We start from the raw sequence: 15339 nt of genomic DNA, 5'->3' as shown, positions 1-15339 counted from the left end.
TTTTATCATAACATAATAATATACAAAAGGTAACTGGATTTTTCTTGTTTTTTGTGAAATTTTTATAAAATTTGGTTATATTTTCCTCTTACTCTGTTATTTCAGCAGCAGCCGCATCCTGCACCAGCGGATTCGTATCCCGGGTGGTATCTGCTGCCGTCTTTCCTGTCCGGTTACTTACTGCCTTGCTGATTTCTTTTACCTCATCTGTCGTTTCATAATCCTCTACATCAAATAAATAGCGGTGCAATAAATCTACATTGGTCTCCAAATCCGTTGGTACAACTACTGCTCCGATGGATTTTTCCATCATCTTGGTGTCTAACTGGAATGGCCAGCCCTGGGTATCTGCAAGCTCATACTCTTTGACATGGGCTGCAAGTCCCAATATTTCTGTGGTAGAAAGGCTGGTAGAAATGTCCGGAAACAGCTTGTCTACCAAATCATTTAAAGTAAGGATGTCTGCCTGCTTTGCTTTTTCTACAATCTTTCCTACTACGATACGCTGGCGCTCGGTTCGGCGGAAATCGTCTCCGCCGCTCATTCGGTCACGGCAATAGGCAAGTGCCTGTATTCCATTGACCTGCTGCACGCCCGGTCCGGAAACCGGCTTGCCATGGGTTCCCATGACTTCATTCATTTCATCAATCCAGATGTGCATATTGCTGGCTTCTTCCTTGGTAATATCCAACTCTATTCCACCTAATGCATCCACAACTTCCATTACTGCATTGAAGTCTACGGATACATATTCGGTAATATTCAAATCCAGATTCTTATTTAATGCCGCTACTGCACCGGTCGGTCCTCCCTTGGCATAAGCTGCATTCAGTTTCCGCAGGCTGTCTTTATCATCTACTGCCAGAAAGGAATCCCGGTATACGGATACAAGCTTCACTTCCTTGGTATCATCATTGATACTGGCAATCATGATACAGTCGCTGTTTCCGCTCTCATAATTTCCACTGTTCCGGTTGTCAATTCCAAAGATAGCTATATTGGTATAATTATCTAACACTTCCTGGGTCTCGCTGTCTATATTAATATTCAGCTTCTTCGCGTCTAAGGAACCGGTATTATTGATTTTATTCAGCTTACTCATTACATAAAATACTACCAGCAAAATGAGTATCACTAATACTTCTACAATAAAAAGTATCAGTTTTCTCTTTCTTCTCTGCTTTTTTCCAACCTTCTTTTTCGGACCTGTCTTCGCCTTCTGCTTTTCCATGCCCATAGTTCCTCCTTACTTTGATATACTTATACTCCTTAATCCGGACTGTTTTTCCACAGCCCATTAATTCAAATATATCTTACTGGAATTGGTTGGTCAATGTCTCACAGACAACCTTAAGAATCGGTTCCATAAATTTAACGAAATCTTAAGTTTTCGTATTAATCAAAAGCAGAACTCTTTCCATTATACCAATGATCCCACATGGCATCATTTACCACAACATACTGTCCGTTATAAATTGCAATGGCATGGGTACCGCCATCCAGTGTACAGCCAATAATAAGGAGTTCATCCTCATAGCCATCTACATCATAGGTAACTTCTTTGATAATCTGTGTTTTATCCCAGTCTGCATAAATCGTTCCCTTGACACCGTCAATCCAGCAGGTTGCCTTTACCGGCTCGTCCCAGAATTCAAAATAGTCTTTATCATTACGCACGGAACTTGGAAGCACAGATTCCGGAATATCAGCATATTTTTTACTTCCATTTTCATCCTCTGGTGCATCCGTTGTCTCTGTATCCTCACCCACGCCATCTATTGGCTGGTCTGCATTTACCGGAACTTCTTCTTCTGCCGGAACATTTTCCTGTGCGGTCGCATTTTTATCATTTGATTTATTGTAGCTGATGACACCAACTGTCACTGCACTTGCTATAGATGCCGTTGCCACGATTCCAATTACCGCTTTTCCAGCTGCAGTTGACAAAAATGATATCTTTCTTGCTGTGCCTGCGGCTTTTACCGCTGTTGAGGCTGCAGTTTTTCCTGCACCATATGTACTCTTTGCTATACTTTTTCTACATTCACTTAATAAAAGCTGGGTGGATGGCTCTGCCGCAGATACAACCATTTCCTTTTTCAACAGATACAGCAGTAACGGCATTGGTGCAACACTGTAAAGCTTGTATCCCCTCTTCTGCAGTTCCTCTGCCTTTGTCTTGATATTATTCCTGCCATAACGCAGTCTTGATTTCACTGTAGCTTCCGGGCAGCCCAGCTGTTCTGCAATTTCTTTTGTGGTAAGTCCCTCTAATTCAAAAGCAATTACCACCAGACGCTGCTCGTCAGACAATGCATCGATCAGCTCATGCACCAGCTGTCTGGTCTCTTCTTTCGTATATTCTAATTCCGGCTCATTTTCCCAGACGCTTACTGCCTGATCCATGATTTCTGCATCTTCTTCCTCACCACTTTCCATGCGTAAATCAAGCGGTGTATGATTGCGTTTTTCCAGTTCATTTTTTGCTGTATTTACCACAATCTGTGCTAACCAGGAATCAAATTTTTCCGGTTCTTTTAGTTTATCCAGATTTTTCCACGCCCGTATGTATGCTTCCTGCAAAACATCTTTTGCTGCCTCTTCATCTTTCACATATTTTAAAGCCAGATAATATTTATTATTTTTTGTTGTATCATAAAGAAATTCAAATCCCGTCGAATCTCCATTACATGCTTTTTCAACTGCCTGTGTATATGTCATTTTCTTTTCCTTCTTTCTTCCTTATTTCTTATGTGTTTTTCCTATAACGCCTGGTCTCTTAAAATTTTAACAAAAACAGTGCTTCCACCGCAAGCACATTTCCATCTTCTTTTCTCACCAGTCATGACTGTCAATATACTCATTTAAAGCTGCTTCTGCCTCCGGTCCATAGGCATTGCAGGATAACGTTCCATCGCTGTTTTCACTTTCTTCCAGTGCAAAATTTTCCACTGCATACCAGACACCCTGATATACATATATGGCACAGGCACCTTTTACATAGGAAGATAACATATAGTTATTGTGATGACCAGTTGAGTAAAACCACTGCATGTGGATTCTATATGCGCTTCCCGCAGAATTTAATGCTATGTTTTCTCCATAATTGCCACAGCCATTATGGGAAAAATCTGATACAATTGCCTGTGCTCTCTGGCATGCAAAATTGTATATGTCCTCATCCCAGGTAAGTGCATTGAGGCCTGCTGCTGTTCTCTCTGCATTCACATAAGACCACACCTCTTCGGCTGCACTTCTGTCAAAACCATCCGGATGAACCTCCGGCATATCAATCCATGTTCCTTCATCGACATCATATATCATTCCGTCATGTGGCGGCTTATTTGAATCGGTTGTATCTGCTACTGTTGAATTCTTTTTCTTACCGCTTTTATTTTTATCTGACTGTTTCAATAGCTGTTTCTGCAGCATTTTCTACTATAACTTTTACCCTCTTCTGTGGTGTTTTCTCTGCTACTTTTTCTTTTTCCGTAGTTGGACTTCCCTTTGCTTCTGTCACATTGCTACATCCTGTTAAAGCGATTGTTGCTGCCATCAGGACAGCAAGTGCAATATATCCAGGTTTTCTCATTTTCATCCTAATCTTTCACCTTCCTTTTTGCGATTTGTTCTGTTCATAATCTGTTTGCGAACCGAGCAATCCGTATCCTCGTTCATTTCAAAATTCTGCATGTCCTTATGCATCTGCAGCACAAACCATTTTATTATGTTTTTCATCTGTTCTTCCTCCCTTCTATTAAGTAAGACAGGAGGGATTGGAAAAAAAGATTTAAATTTTTCAAAAAAAATAAGAGCAGTCTGTGAAACCACTCTCATTTCTATAACATTTTATTTTGCACTTCTTTTCGTATAACCGCAGTCGCAATACGGTCCACCCGAAGCGATTGTATATTCCCTGGCAAAATTACTGACACAATCTGCTTCACTCATTGTATAGTCAAGGCGGCACATTGCAGGTATCAGCTTAGTCAGTCCCAGTTCATTCATCAGTGTGCAGATTCCACAAGTTGTAAATCTCGCTTCGTATCCGCTGCCATCCTCATACTCATAAAATTCCATATTCCAGGAATAAGGATTTCTGTCACCTGCTTTGAATTTTGCAATCTCTTTCTTTGCTTCTATATCTGATTCTAAAAATTTTTTCTTTCCTCCTGTCCGGCAAAACCACTGCATAAATCCCGTCATCATGGATTGCTTGTAATATTCCGTTGTAGCTTCAACCTCCGGCAGTTCCGGCATACTTCATATTAATTCGCCCTCCACTTTTCCAGCACCGATGATGATTTCTCACAATCCGGATATTGCGAATACGCTTTCGTATTCTGCAAATATTTCTACTTGTACATTTGTCGAATATACCGACAGAATTCTCATCTAATATTAGCTTTCCTTAACACATTATAAATTAACACTTCTCAGCACAAATTCTCTATCTCTGCAAATCCGAATCTGGAACGTGCTTTATAAATTTTTTCCGATCCCCTCAAGTTCGTTCAAGGAATCCTTGTTTTTTTCAAGTTCATCTCTGGCTGTTGCGTAATATGATTTTTTGAAAAGCATATCCCATGAAAGATATTTTGCCATACAGTCAAACTGCTTATCAATCAGCTCATACTGGATACTGTCTACGGGAGAACCGCCTACAACAATCGTGCCAACTTTTTTATTTTTTAACTGCAATCCACGGCAGTAGCACTTATCAATGATAAGTTTCAATTGTGCTGACATTCCCCACCAATAAACTGGTGTAGCAAAAAGAATCATATCTGCGGCAGCAATTTTATCAATTGTAGGATTTGTATCATCCTTATCGACGCATCCCTTAGAGCATTGACAGACACCACATCCCTTGCATGGTGCAATGTCGAGTTTGTCAGGTTCAATGATTTCAATTTCATTCTTTTCTGATGCTCCTTTTATAAATGCATTGATTGCTGTCAGCGTGTTTCCTTTTCTGGCACTTCCATTAATGATTACAATTTTCATACGTGTATCCTCCAACTTCTAATTGTTTTAATTCTTCTCAGTTCCACCTTCTTGCCCTTCGGACAAGAAGTATCCCCCGCTCAAAGAGCTCGGTCAATTCAAATCTTCTATTGCTTTCAGCCTCTGCTGAAGACTGAAAGTTACCTTCGCTTTACTATTTCTAATAGTTTTCTCACATAATCATCTGCGTGGTTTATTGAAAACTCTCCATGATACATATTAGGAAGAACTTGTATAAAACTATCCTGCAATTTTTCATGAATGATTTTAGCAGATTTTTTCATTGATTGCTTTTCTTTTTCTCCAACATAAATTTGAACGGTTGCTTCACACTCTCCAATGCCATCTTTTAGTGAATATACTGAGTTTTCCTGTAAAAAGGCAATCATATCACTCTTTCTAATAGCACAAGTATCTTTGTAATATTCATCAAACAAATTCGACTTTATTCGTAGTGATTTGAATTGCAATTTTGAAAACCACTTATACTTTATTAAGCCATAGCAACTTCCAAACGCCGGTTTAATCATAGAATATGTAAATTTTGAAGGTATCACAAGTACACTTTCCACTATTGCATACTTACATATATCTTTGCGTTGAGATAAAATTTCAAGCAAAATCTGCCCTCCAAGCGATAGTCCTCCCATCATTAAAACAGAACCGCCCAATTTGCTATTTACAAATTCTATAATATCCAAAACATTATTCTCTATCGTTGTAAACTGCTTATCACATCCTGCATGACCATCTAATATAGGCAAAACCACATGATAATCTGTTTGAAGTCTTTCAGCAACCTCTTTGTAATTCCACCATGATAAACCGCCTCCGTGTAAGAGGATAATTACATCGCTGCTTTCTTTTCCATATTCTACATAATTCAACCTCTTTCACCTCGCTGTAAACTTCCGATTCTAATGTCTCTATTATACCATAATGATACTATTATAAAAAAGGAAAAAGAGCTCCTTCGAGCTCTTTTGAGTCAGTTCTGCAAACTTGAATTGAGATTTCATATATTCAAAGGGATTTAATAACTGTTATATTTTATTATCAAATATCTCTCAAGCCCTTGAAAACACTAAGTTTGTCGCAGGTGAGCTTTCCCTTATTGTTTCCCTTGTATTATATTGTCCCATGAGTGTTTACGAACTCTGATAAGGGAAAAAACAAGGGAAAGAAAATCTTATAAAACAGTATAACACAAAATAAAAGTGACATGGTGAACTGATTGAAATGCTTCTGATTTTTGCAACAAATGATTGATTGAACGATAAGGAGATTTGATACGATGAGAACGATATTTGCAGAATACAATCCACAACGCAACAGCATTGATGTTTATACTTCTGCTGGCTATATGCTCCGCATTGACTGCTGGGAAGCGGAGAAGAATTTAACAACTACTCCCGGATCTGACTGTGCATTAAACGCACTTGCCATTGATGAACCACTTGAGTATGCAAGATTGTATCTTGATGGAACGATGCAAATGTGGATAGATGCGGAAGATTCCTTTTAGGTATACGCAAGAAACGGCGGCTCTGATTTCTCAAAACCGCCGTTAGGATAATAACTTAAAATAGGCGCGCAAAATCACCTGCCCCAGCCAGCGTTTTTTCTTTCCCCATAGTCGGGGCAGGTTCATGCGCTATGCAATTATTCTTCTTTAGCTTCTATCAAGCCGATATTTTTTGCTCTGCGTTCCACATAGCAGCATATTTTCCGCCTTTCGCAAGCAATTCCTCGTGGGTTCCAGATTCAGCAATCCTGCCATCACCCATTACAAGAATTTGATCAGCGTTTTTGACAATGGAAAGGGTATGAGCAATCATTACCACTGTCTTTTTCTCTTTTAATAGATTAGCGATGGCCTGCTTTACGGCAAGCTCATTTTCAATGTCAAGAGATGCTGTTGCTTCATCCAAGAGCAGGATGGGGCTATTTTTCAGTATAGCGCGGGCTATTGAAATTCGCTGACGCTCACCGCCAGAGAGAAGATTTCCGTTCTCACCAGTCGGCGTATCGTATCCCTTTTCCATCTTACGGATGAAGCTGTCACAGTTAGCCTCCCGGCAAGCATCCTCGATTTCCGTGTCCGTAGCATTAGGGCGGGCGTGTCGGATATTATCCCGGATGGTATCGTCAAAAAGAAATACGTCCTGGTCTACCATAGAAACTTGTTCCAGTACACGCTCTGCGGCAACATGGTTAATGTGTTTACCTCCAATAGAAATTGTCCCGCCCGTTGCTTCATAATATTTTGCAATCAGGTTCAAAATAGTAGATTTGCCAGAGCCAGAGTCTCCGACAATGGCCGTGAGCTTTTGATCTGGCACCGTAAAGGTGGCGTGTTTTAGTACAGGTTCACCGGGAACATACTCAAAATCTACATTGTCAAATGTGATTTCATGGGTAGCTGTGTGAAGCGGCTCCATGCTACCAGTTTCCTCTGGCTCATTCATTACACCCGAGATTTTGTTTTTTGAGATCATCAGGTTCTTATAACTGGTGAGGTCTACAAAAATCGAGTTAGCCAGCTTTGCACAGAACAGGGGCAGCATACAAATCAAAAGGTAGTCCACCGTGTTCAGTGTCCCTGCGACCCAGGGGGCATAGGACAGCAAGATAACCAGCGGGCAGGACAGCCAACTCAAGATACCAAAGCCCGCACCAATAGGAAGCACTTTTGCCTCGTATACAAAGCTAATCCGGCAAAACTCCCGCATGGCGTTGATAACAGTTTTGTTCTTCATACCGCCCACACCATAGGCTCGAAAAGTCTGAATACCAGAAACATACTCAACAATGCTACTGACGTTCTCCGCACAAATATCGTTCTTTTCTTTTCCGTATTTCCGTACCATGCGGAAAGAAAGCCATAGGCTGGGGATTAAAAGAAGGTCGGCTATCAGCAGGATAATTCCAGCCGGAACATAGAGCGTCATAACAAAGACAATCAACATCAATGACAGGGTAAAATTCTTTGCCAAATCTCCGACTTTATGGGTCAGGATTTTTTCGTAGTTGTTTACGTCGCTTGTAATGGTATTGATATAATCGCCAGTGTGCCCCTGCGAAAATCGGGACAGTGGGATGCGCTTTAAATGGTCGCCCATAAAAAGCCGAATATTTTTGCTGACCTCTGCACCGCCAATCTGCGCTTTGGTATAACCGTAGCTGTAAATCAGGATACGAAGAAGAAAAACCACTGCAATTATACTGGTCAGAGCCAGAACACGGTTCATGTCAAATTGGCCCGACCACAAAAACTGCATAACAGAGTAAAGCAGCATAAACAGGCTGCCGGAAAGAAGTCCTTCCAGAACGGTTCCGCCGACACCAATATAGAAATTGTGGTTCTTTTTCAATACATCATGCTCATTCATGCTGCTCGCCTCCCTCCAACTGATAAGTGATATTCCGGGCTGTTTCGTAGTCTTTCCACGCATTTCGATAGTAGGCGTTGTTCTTCCGAACTTCCTCATGGGTGCCAACGCTGGTAATTGTATGATTTTCCACCACAGCCACCCGGTTGCACATTTTCAAAGCACTCAAACGGTGTGCTACTACAATGACTGTTTTGCCTTTGCACAGATTTTGAATAGCTTTATCAATCTCCATCTGATTTTCCGGGTCAGAGGCACTTGTGGCCTCGTCCAAAATTAAGATAGGTGCATTTTTCAGAATTGCACGGGCAATCGCAATCCGCTGTTTTTCTCCGCCAGAAAAGCGTGAGCCGAAACTGCCCACTTTTGTGTCATATCCATCCGGCAGGGACATGATAAAGTCATCAATCTGTGCCTCTTTTGCAGCAGCCCGCACTTCTTCCAGAGTAGCGTTACTACCCATGCGGATATTTTCCAGCACACTGTCACGGGTGAGGAAAGTCTTTTGAAATACGATGGCTATATTTTTCAGAATGGTATCGTAGTCAAGCTCCTTGACATTTTTGCCGCCAATCAGCACTTCGCCTTCCTGCACATCATAGAACCGGGAAATCAGTTCAATCACAGTGCTTTTACCGGCACCAGATCTGCCCACAAGAGCCATGCGCTCGCCATCACTGATTTTGAGATTGACACCATGCAGCACATCGGTTTTTCCGTTATAAGAAAATCGAACATTCCGAAGCTCAATATCATGGTTTTTGGGGAAATCTGTTCCACCCTCATAAATCGGAATATCCAGTATCTCTTTGGTTTTGGTGATAGCGTTTAGTACATTTGCAAAGTTTGTTCCCAATTCCTGCAAAGGCCGGATTTCGGTTAAATACATAGAACCGACATACAAAAATAGCAAGAGCGTACTGGCTGCCAGTGAACCTTTCAGAAAAAACATCCCGCCTATCGGAACCATCAGCAACATTCCACATTCAATGATAACGACAAACGCTGCATACGGAGGCCCCATACGCCGGGAAGTCTCATTCCACATGGCGTTTTCCTCCTGGATTGCGCCAGATAATTTCTGAAATGACTTACTCCCCATGTTATAGGCTTTAATCAGTTTCATTCCGCTGATGTATTCAATCATAACGGAGTTCAGTGCAGTAATAGATTGGTTGGCTCGTTCCATCAGGTCATCTGTATTGCGGAACATTATCCCCATTACTACCACGGCCAGAACCAGAGGAACAAGGGAAATCAACGCCAATGGAATATTAACGGTCATCAAATAAATAAAGATGACTACCGGCCCAACCATATAGCATACAAGATCGGGAAGATTATGTGCCAGAAATAGCTCCAGCTTTTCAATATCTTCATTCAGAACTGTTTTTATATCTCCTGTGCGCCGTTCATTCAAGGCACCCAAAGGAGCTCTGGCCATGTGTTCCGCCACCATACAGCGTACTTTGAACAGTGCGCCGTAGGCACCTTTATGAGCCGCCACGCCAGAACATCCGAACAGGACAAAACGCAGGGTAACAGCGGCGGAAATCATTGCAACAGTCTGCACCACAAGTTCTTTTGTGCAGGCATTGTTAAATGTGGCATCCATCAACCTGTAAATCCCAATGTATGGGACAATAATACACAGCCCGCTGCACATGGACAGCAGGATTGCCAGAAACAACCAAAATTTTTGTTCTCCGGCCCAATGGAGCAGCAATGCCACACTGTTTTCTTTTTTCTGCTTCATAGACTACATCTCCTTTCCATCTGAAACAGAGAATAGCTCTCTCAATTTCGGGAGAGCTTCCATTGTAACTGATACGTCATCGGGCATTTCGCCTTCGTCAAAATGCAAGACACGAGAACAGGTACGGCAGACAAACTCAAAATCATGAGTGACAATGAAAATGACTTTTCCCATATCGGATAATCGTCGAATCAGTCCCGCCACCTGCGTCATACTGTCAAAGTCAAGACCGCTGGTCGGTTCATCGAATACCAGCAGATCTTTCCCACAAATCATGCTGACAGCTACAGCTACTCGTTGCTTTTGACCGCCAGAAAGCGTGTTTGGATGGCGCTCCCGATATGGGGTAAGGCCTAATTCCTCCAAAGTTGCATTTACCAGTGTTTGATCTGGATTGCATATACCAAAGGAGCACTCTGCCTCCACGCTGTCAGCGAAAAGTTCATAATTCACATCCTGCATAACCATGTAAGAGCGTTTCAGCCTTTCCTTACGCTCAATCGGCTCGCTTTCCCACAAAAATTGTCCATCGCAGTCTTTGTGAAGCCCACAGAGAGCGCGGGAAAATGTAGTCTTTCCAGCTCCGTTGTGGCCGACAACACCAATCACTTCGCCCTTTCCGGCGGATAGCTCAATGTCATGCAAAATTGTTTGCTTCTTGTAACGGAGCGTCACATTCCGCAGCTCCAATACAGGGGTAGGCGCAGGCAAGTGGGCTTTTTGCGGGAATACCGCCTGTAGATCAACAGCTCGCAGCCCCATGTGTTCACGATCAGGTTCAGATAGCTGCCGAAATTCTTCCGAGGTGTATATTCCTTTGATTTCTCCTTTTTCCAGATAAACAATTCGGTCAGCCAACTCCATCAGATAGTACAGACGATGTTCCGCTATCAAAACTGTTTTGCCCTGTTTTTTTATCAGCCGCAAATGTTCCTTTAGTTCCTGGATCGAAGTCATATCCAGATTAGAGGATGGTTCATCCAATAGATAAATCTGTGGGTTCATGGCATAAACAGAAGCAAAGGCGATTTTCTGCTTTTCTCCGCCGGACAACTCAAAAATATTTCTGTTTCGTAGCTTTTGAATATGCAAATCTTCAGTTGTCTGCTCTACTCGCTCAGCCAATTTCTCAGGAGGGCGAGCTTCATTTTCAATTCCAAAGGCAATCTCACTGTCTGTATCAACATTGAAAAACTGCGTCCGTGGATTTTGGAAAACGGAGCCAACCTTAGCGGCAATCTGATACATGGGGATATTGCTGATTTCCTGACCATCTACCAGCACACGGCCATGAAGCTCCCCCTGATAAAACTGAGGGATCAGTCCATTCACCAGCCTTGTAATCGTTGTTTTTCCGCACCCGCTGCGGCCACAGAACAAGACGCATTCTCCGTCCGAAATTTTCAAATTGATGTCGCGCAGCCCACCATGTTCCTGCCCCGTATAGGAAAACGATACATTTTCAAACTCAATCAACCGATCACACCTCCTCGCACACATAATTCAAAAATCAGATAAGCTACGGCAACGGCCATGACGACCCAATCGGAAATTCCGCATTTTATCTGGACAATACAGGTGCGTGGATTGGGATTTTCAATTCCACGAGTGACAGAAGCAACAGAAAGATCATCCGCCGCTTTTGAAGCTGCCATCAATAAAGGCACATAAATACACTCAACCGTCATGCCCGGATGTGTTAAAAAGCCCGCCAGAGATGGTGAAACATCTCTCATCCGCATAGCGTCTGTGATATAGTGCCAGTCCTCTTGAATAGTTGGAATGTACCGCAGCATAACTGCCATAGGAATTACTAACTTTTTTGGTGCGCGGACACGGTTCATAGCAGACAGGAACTCATTGACTTTTGTAGTAGTCAGAACAATCCCAGCCAAGGTTCCGCACGCATAGACCTTATGAAACAAGCCTAAAAAGGCAATAAACATTGTCCGCAGCGTGCCTGTCATTTCTGCCATGATCCAAACTGTCAGGGCACAGATGACCGCATAAAAGCATACAGCCTTAATGACATATTTCCACTTTCCAAAGAAAGCCCCCAATATCGCAATCAGCATAACAAGGATAAATTGATATGCAAGTGAGGGCGCAAACATGGACGATAAAACACACATAAGAATAAGAAAGAGCTTGGCCCGTGGGTCGAGCCAAAGCTCTTTCTTGTGGCGTTTACCGCTCATGCTGTAATACCTGCTTTTTCAAACTGCTTTTTCAGCATTTTGCAGCCTACAAAAGCGCTGATTGCAGATGTAATGATAACAGCAGCAAACATGGCAATCAGGATGCCGGTATTTGCAGTTGCCTGCATGGTGTCGATGTAACTCTGTTCAGTTCCGTTTCCCAGCATGGTCTGCGCCCAGCCGTTGGGGTCAACAAAGAACACGATATATGAACCAGTGCCACCGAGAGAGAACAGGATATAAGACAGGCTGTTGAGCTTTTTGCTTTTGTACTGCCCTGCACCAGCAACAAAGTCCGCGACAATCGCCATGATCATGTAGCCCAATGCAAAAGCCCAGTGCATACCAGTCACGAACCAAATAATACCCATGATAACGCCCATTATAGAAAGGCTCCAACGCTTATGTACTTTTGCAATCAGCAAAAGATAAATGGGGCCAGCAAGCAGCCCACCTCCTGCTGGCATGAAAAAAGTTAGTACAGGATTTGTTGCAAAAAAGACACCGCCCACCAATACAAAAACAAATAACAGTGCAGTAAAAATACCTGTTGTTACAAGGTCTTTCACTGTCAGACCTTTGTTCATAGAATTTACTTGATTACTCATTTTGACCTCCTACCTTTCATTGTCTTGACTCGACAAGTGGTTTGTGATATTCTTCGGTTAGATACCTCTAATCTTCGCCTAATACAATACGCATTTATCGAACAACATTCAATAGGTTCCGGCAATGTTCGTCTGTTCCTTTCAAAAGTTCGTCTAATCGTTGCAAAAAGGAGGCGGTTTGTTTTCATGTCTGAAATTATTGACCAGTTTTATACACCGCTACTGATTGAACACGGTTTTATCCGTGACCCAGACAACCAGCAATATGGGGCATTAGGTGACTGCTGGAAACTTTCTCCCGAAGTTGGAGAAGGCACCTACTGGACTTATGGACAGAAAGACTTATATGATATTAAAATCCATAACTTTTCCTTCCACGAAGATTTCATGTTGGAATGCTCCATGCCGGAATGTCTGAGTATCACTCGGTATGACTCTATTTCCGGGGAGGAATTATCTCCATACCGTAGACTGTCTGCCGGTTGTATCAAAACATTTATTGGAGGCTACGCTCCATACAAGGCTTTGATACATAAAAATATTCCAATCCGTTCGGTTGGGATTGAGATTGCACCGGCATATTATGAGGACTACCTGAAAAAACTGTACCCGGAGGCACAGATCAATCCTGTGGATGCATTTCGGAAGATTGACCAAACATCCGACTTTCCAGAAATGTCACGGTTACTCACAGAAATCAAAGACTATCGCGGGGAAGGGATTGCAGCAAAACTTTTTTATGAGGGTAAAGTCGCAGAAGCTGTTTCAATGGTGGTGGAATATCAGAAGAAACATCCTGATAAATCAGCCCATAAGCTCTCTCAACAGGATATTGAAAATCTCCAAATAGTTGCCGCTTATCTTAGCGATCACTATGCTTTTGATATTCCTCTGGAACGGCTAACACAGATTGCCTGCATGGGAACAACAAAGCTCAAAAGCTGTTTTAAGAAATACTACGACTGCACCATCACGGAATATGTTCAACAGCGGCGCATGAGCCAAGCAGAATATCTGCTGGCATATACAGAGCTGACAGTCGGGCAAGTTGCCCAAACAGTAGGCTATTCCACTTCAAGCCGATTTGCAGAATTATTCCGAAAAAGCACGGGATTGTTGCCATTAGAGTACAGAAAAAACGCACAGCGAAAGTAAAATGAGCGCCAGAGGGAACTCTGGCGCTTGTAAAATTTTTCACCCACATTCTAGTCGGGCTTAGCCATGTGTTGTGGAATATATACGGAATGCACCGTCAATATTCCACTGCTGCTTGCGGTTGTTACCAAGATAGTGAGAACTCATCTGAACACAAAGTTTCCATTGCCCTTTTTCGTACCTAAACGAAGTAAGATTTCATGTGCATGCTCATCACTGAATTTTTAGAATAATCTGTCCTAGCACGAAAGTAAATATGAATAGTTTCTAATAGTTTTTTAATAATATCCTCTGGCTTCTTGCCATCCTTTTACATACCACCTAATTCCAACATATACCAGTTGCACCAATAATAAGAGAAATAGCATATTGATCGGCAAGACTGTCTTTATCCAATCTCCAAAGTAGATTGCTATTTCCAGGCTTATAAGTGTTACCAGTATGGTAATCATATCCCAACAGTATTTCTTATATAGCCCTGCAATCTTTATCCCTATAAACGCTACAAGTATTCCCGCACCCACCAGACATCCACCGCAAATCAATATTCTTATCAGCCAGTATATAATTCCGGCAATGACTGGATTGGATATTCCATTACTAATCTGTGCCACATTCTTTCCTATCAGTGCAATCCAGCCAGCAATAGTCTGTGTGAAAGTTCTGATTGCATCAAAGAATATTCTGCAATCAGAAATAAATACCTTTGACTGTATCATCTGAAAAAGAGTAGTTGATGCGGAATACCATATCAGCAGAAACATCAATGCTTCATACATGACTGTTTTTGTTTTATATCTGCCTGCCAGTTTTTCCCTCTGCGTATCATACTTTTCTTTGGCTTTCAGATAAGCTGTCTGATTACAATTCTGACACTTTTGATAGAGTACCGGCTTTTCAACCGGTATCTCTACTTTTTTCTGATGAGAGAGTGCATAGTCCCGTTCCTGTTCTGCCTGCCTTAGCTTATCTTGACATTCCTCTGTCATGATTTCGGCAGCGTGCGTTTTCTCTTTCTCGCTCTGCAACAATTCTTTTGTTTTCCTCAAGTCGTTCTTTAAAGCTTGAATGTTCCCTGCTCTGTTCTCGCTGTTTAACCTCTCGTTCAAGGTCAGCGATTCGTCGAGCTGCATTTTCAGTTCCCGAATAGTCCGGTCTTTCTGGTCGAGTTCTTCCTGCATCTGCTCTGTCAGCAGAAGCAACTCTTCCAGTTGATCGTCGCT

At 42.2% G+C, this 15339-nt stretch carries 16 protein-coding genes and 1 pseudogene; 2 read left to right on the top strand and 15 right to left on the bottom strand.

All coding sequences use genetic code 11. The annotated features are described in order from the left end of the window. Nucleotides 1-88: 88 nt before the first annotated feature. The 8 genes from LKD41_RS10760 to LKD41_RS10725 form a co-directional block, all read right to left on the bottom strand. On the bottom strand, nucleotides 89-1231 hold the full coding sequence (locus tag LKD41_RS10760) for an LCP family protein (protein ID WP_227701166.1): 1143 nt from the start codon (nucleotides 1229-1231) through the stop codon (nucleotides 89-91). 164 nt (nucleotides 1232-1395) lie between these two features. After that, the gene (locus tag LKD41_RS10755; protein ID WP_227701165.1) at nucleotides 1396-2721 is read right to left on the bottom strand and encodes an RNA polymerase sigma factor; all 1326 of its coding nucleotides are present in this window, start codon (nucleotides 2719-2721) and stop codon (nucleotides 1396-1398) included. 114 nt (nucleotides 2722-2835) lie between these two features. Then, nucleotides 2836-3414: a CAP domain-containing protein gene (locus LKD41_RS10750; RefSeq protein ID WP_227701164.1), complete on the bottom strand. Its 579-nt coding sequence runs from the start codon at nucleotides 3412-3414 to the stop codon at nucleotides 2836-2838. Further along, a complete protein-coding gene (locus LKD41_RS10745; protein ID WP_227701163.1) occupies nucleotides 3398-3598 on the bottom strand; it encodes a hypothetical protein in 201 nt (66 codons plus the stop codon). Before LKD41_RS10745 ends, LKD41_RS10750 begins: the two co-directional genes overlap by 17 nt. After that, nucleotides 3595-3738, bottom strand: coding sequence for a hypothetical protein (locus LKD41_RS10740; RefSeq protein WP_227701162.1), 144 nt, complete (start codon nucleotides 3736-3738; stop codon nucleotides 3595-3597). Before LKD41_RS10740 ends, LKD41_RS10745 begins: the two co-directional genes overlap by 4 nt. A gap of 111 nt (nucleotides 3739-3849) precedes the next feature. Then, a complete protein-coding gene (locus LKD41_RS10735; RefSeq protein ID WP_227701161.1) occupies nucleotides 3850-4260 on the bottom strand; it encodes an L-2-amino-thiazoline-4-carboxylic acid hydrolase in 411 nt (136 codons plus the stop codon). A gap of 222 nt (nucleotides 4261-4482) precedes the next feature. Further along, a complete protein-coding gene (locus LKD41_RS10730) occupies nucleotides 4483-5007 on the bottom strand; it encodes a flavodoxin family protein (RefSeq protein WP_227701160.1) in 525 nt (174 codons plus the stop codon). A 140-nt stretch (nucleotides 5008-5147) separates the two neighbouring features. After that, nucleotides 5148-5894, bottom strand: coding sequence for an alpha/beta hydrolase (locus tag LKD41_RS10725; protein ID WP_227701159.1), 747 nt, complete (start codon nucleotides 5892-5894; stop codon nucleotides 5148-5150). Nucleotides 5895-6301: 407 nt separating this feature from the next. Here LKD41_RS10725 and LKD41_RS10720 point away from each other — a divergent pair, with 407 nt between their 5' ends. Then, nucleotides 6302-6532: a DUF6061 family protein gene (locus tag LKD41_RS10720; protein WP_009203541.1), complete on the top strand. Its 231-nt coding sequence runs from the start codon at nucleotides 6302-6304 to the stop codon at nucleotides 6530-6532. A 157-nt stretch (nucleotides 6533-6689) separates the two neighbouring features. On the opposite strand, the gene LKD41_RS10715 is transcribed toward LKD41_RS10720, so the two are convergent. The 5 genes from LKD41_RS10715 to LKD41_RS10695 are packed head-to-tail and all read right to left on the bottom strand — an operon-like array spanning nucleotide 6690 to nucleotide 12961. Further along, nucleotides 6690-8399, bottom strand: coding sequence for an ABC transporter ATP-binding protein (locus LKD41_RS10715; RefSeq protein ID WP_227701158.1), 1710 nt, complete (start codon nucleotides 8397-8399; stop codon nucleotides 6690-6692). Then, a complete protein-coding gene (locus LKD41_RS10710) occupies nucleotides 8392-10155 on the bottom strand; it encodes an ABC transporter ATP-binding protein (protein WP_227701157.1) in 1764 nt (587 codons plus the stop codon). Before LKD41_RS10710 ends, LKD41_RS10715 begins: the two co-directional genes overlap by 8 nt. 3 nt (nucleotides 10156-10158) lie before the next feature. Next, the gene (locus LKD41_RS10705; RefSeq protein ID WP_227701156.1) at nucleotides 10159-11631 is read right to left on the bottom strand and encodes an ABC transporter ATP-binding protein; all 1473 of its coding nucleotides are present in this window, start codon (nucleotides 11629-11631) and stop codon (nucleotides 10159-10161) included. Then, nucleotides 11628-12353, bottom strand: coding sequence for an energy-coupling factor transporter transmembrane component T (locus tag LKD41_RS10700; RefSeq protein ID WP_117499175.1), 726 nt, complete (start codon nucleotides 12351-12353; stop codon nucleotides 11628-11630). The genes LKD41_RS10705 and LKD41_RS10700 overlap by 4 nt, the downstream gene beginning before the upstream one ends. Next, nucleotides 12350-12961 carry an MptD family putative ECF transporter S component gene (locus tag LKD41_RS10695; RefSeq protein WP_009203546.1) on the bottom strand — a complete coding sequence of 204 codons (612 nt, stop codon included), beginning with the start codon at nucleotides 12959-12961 and terminating at the stop codon, nucleotides 12350-12352. Before LKD41_RS10695 ends, LKD41_RS10700 begins: the two co-directional genes overlap by 4 nt. Before the next feature lie 186 nt (nucleotides 12962-13147). Between LKD41_RS10695 and LKD41_RS10690 the strand changes: the two genes are divergently transcribed. Next, complete coding sequence (locus tag LKD41_RS10690; RefSeq protein WP_117499173.1) at nucleotides 13148-14116, top strand: AraC family transcriptional regulator; 969 nt, start codon at nucleotides 13148-13150, stop codon at nucleotides 14114-14116. Nucleotides 14117-14394: 278 nt separating this feature from the next. On the opposite strand, the gene LKD41_RS10685 is transcribed toward LKD41_RS10690, so the two are convergent. Beyond that, a complete protein-coding gene (locus LKD41_RS10685; protein ID WP_227701206.1) occupies nucleotides 14395-15105 on the bottom strand; it encodes a DUF6040 family protein in 711 nt (236 codons plus the stop codon). After that, nucleotides 15083-15339 (bottom strand): annotated as a pseudogene (locus LKD41_RS10680) (MobA/MobL family protein); the annotation flags it as partial. The gene LKD41_RS10685 and the pseudogene LKD41_RS10680, both read right to left, overlap by 23 nt.

Source organism: Roseburia sp. CLA-AA-H209, from assembly GCF_020687575.1.
GTDB classification, from domain to species: Bacteria; Bacillota; Clostridia; order Lachnospirales; family Lachnospiraceae; genus Roseburia_C; species Roseburia_C amylophila.
This window is presented reverse-complemented; position numbering and strand designations above follow the sequence as displayed.

What these genes read in the sequence shown, in the direction of transcription:
- LKD41_RS10760 (WP_227701166.1), bottom strand. Translation starts at nt 1,231, where the DNA reads ATGGAAAAGCAGAAGGCGAAGACAGGTCCGAAAAAGAAGGTTGGAAAA.
- LKD41_RS10755 (WP_227701165.1), bottom strand. Translation starts at nt 2,721, where the DNA reads ATGACATATACACAGGCAGTTGAAAAAGCATGTAATGGAGATTCGACG.
- LKD41_RS10745 (WP_227701163.1), bottom strand. Translation starts at nt 3,598, where the DNA reads ATGAAAATGAGAAAACCTGGATATATTGCACTTGCTGTCCTGATGGCA.
- LKD41_RS10740 (WP_227701162.1), bottom strand. Translation starts at nt 3,738, where the DNA reads ATGAAAAACATAATAAAATGGTTTGTGCTGCAGATGCATAAGGACATG.
- LKD41_RS10735 (WP_227701161.1), bottom strand. Translation starts at nt 4,260, where the DNA reads ATGCCGGAACTGCCGGAGGTTGAAGCTACAACGGAATATTACAAGCAA.
- LKD41_RS10730 (WP_227701160.1), bottom strand. Translation starts at nt 5,007, where the DNA reads ATGAAAATTGTAATCATTAATGGAAGTGCCAGAAAAGGAAACACGCTG.
- LKD41_RS10720 (WP_009203541.1), top strand. Translation starts at nt 6,302, where the DNA reads ATGAGAACGATATTTGCAGAATACAATCCACAACGCAACAGCATTGAT.
- LKD41_RS10715 (WP_227701158.1), bottom strand. Translation starts at nt 8,399, where the DNA reads ATGAATGAGCATGATGTATTGAAAAAGAACCACAATTTCTATATTGGT.
- LKD41_RS10710 (WP_227701157.1), bottom strand. Translation starts at nt 10,155, where the DNA reads ATGAAGCAGAAAAAAGAAAACAGTGTGGCATTGCTGCTCCATTGGGCC.
- LKD41_RS10700 (WP_117499175.1), bottom strand. Translation starts at nt 12,353, where the DNA reads ATGAGCGGTAAACGCCACAAGAAAGAGCTTTGGCTCGACCCACGGGCC.
- LKD41_RS10695 (WP_009203546.1), bottom strand. Translation starts at nt 12,961, where the DNA reads ATGAGTAATCAAGTAAATTCTATGAACAAAGGTCTGACAGTGAAAGAC.
- LKD41_RS10690 (WP_117499173.1), top strand. Translation starts at nt 13,148, where the DNA reads ATGTCTGAAATTATTGACCAGTTTTATACACCGCTACTGATTGAACAC.
- LKD41_RS10685 (WP_227701206.1), bottom strand. Translation starts at nt 15,105, where the DNA reads ATGACAGAGGAATGTCAAGATAAGCTAAGGCAGGCAGAACAGGAACGG.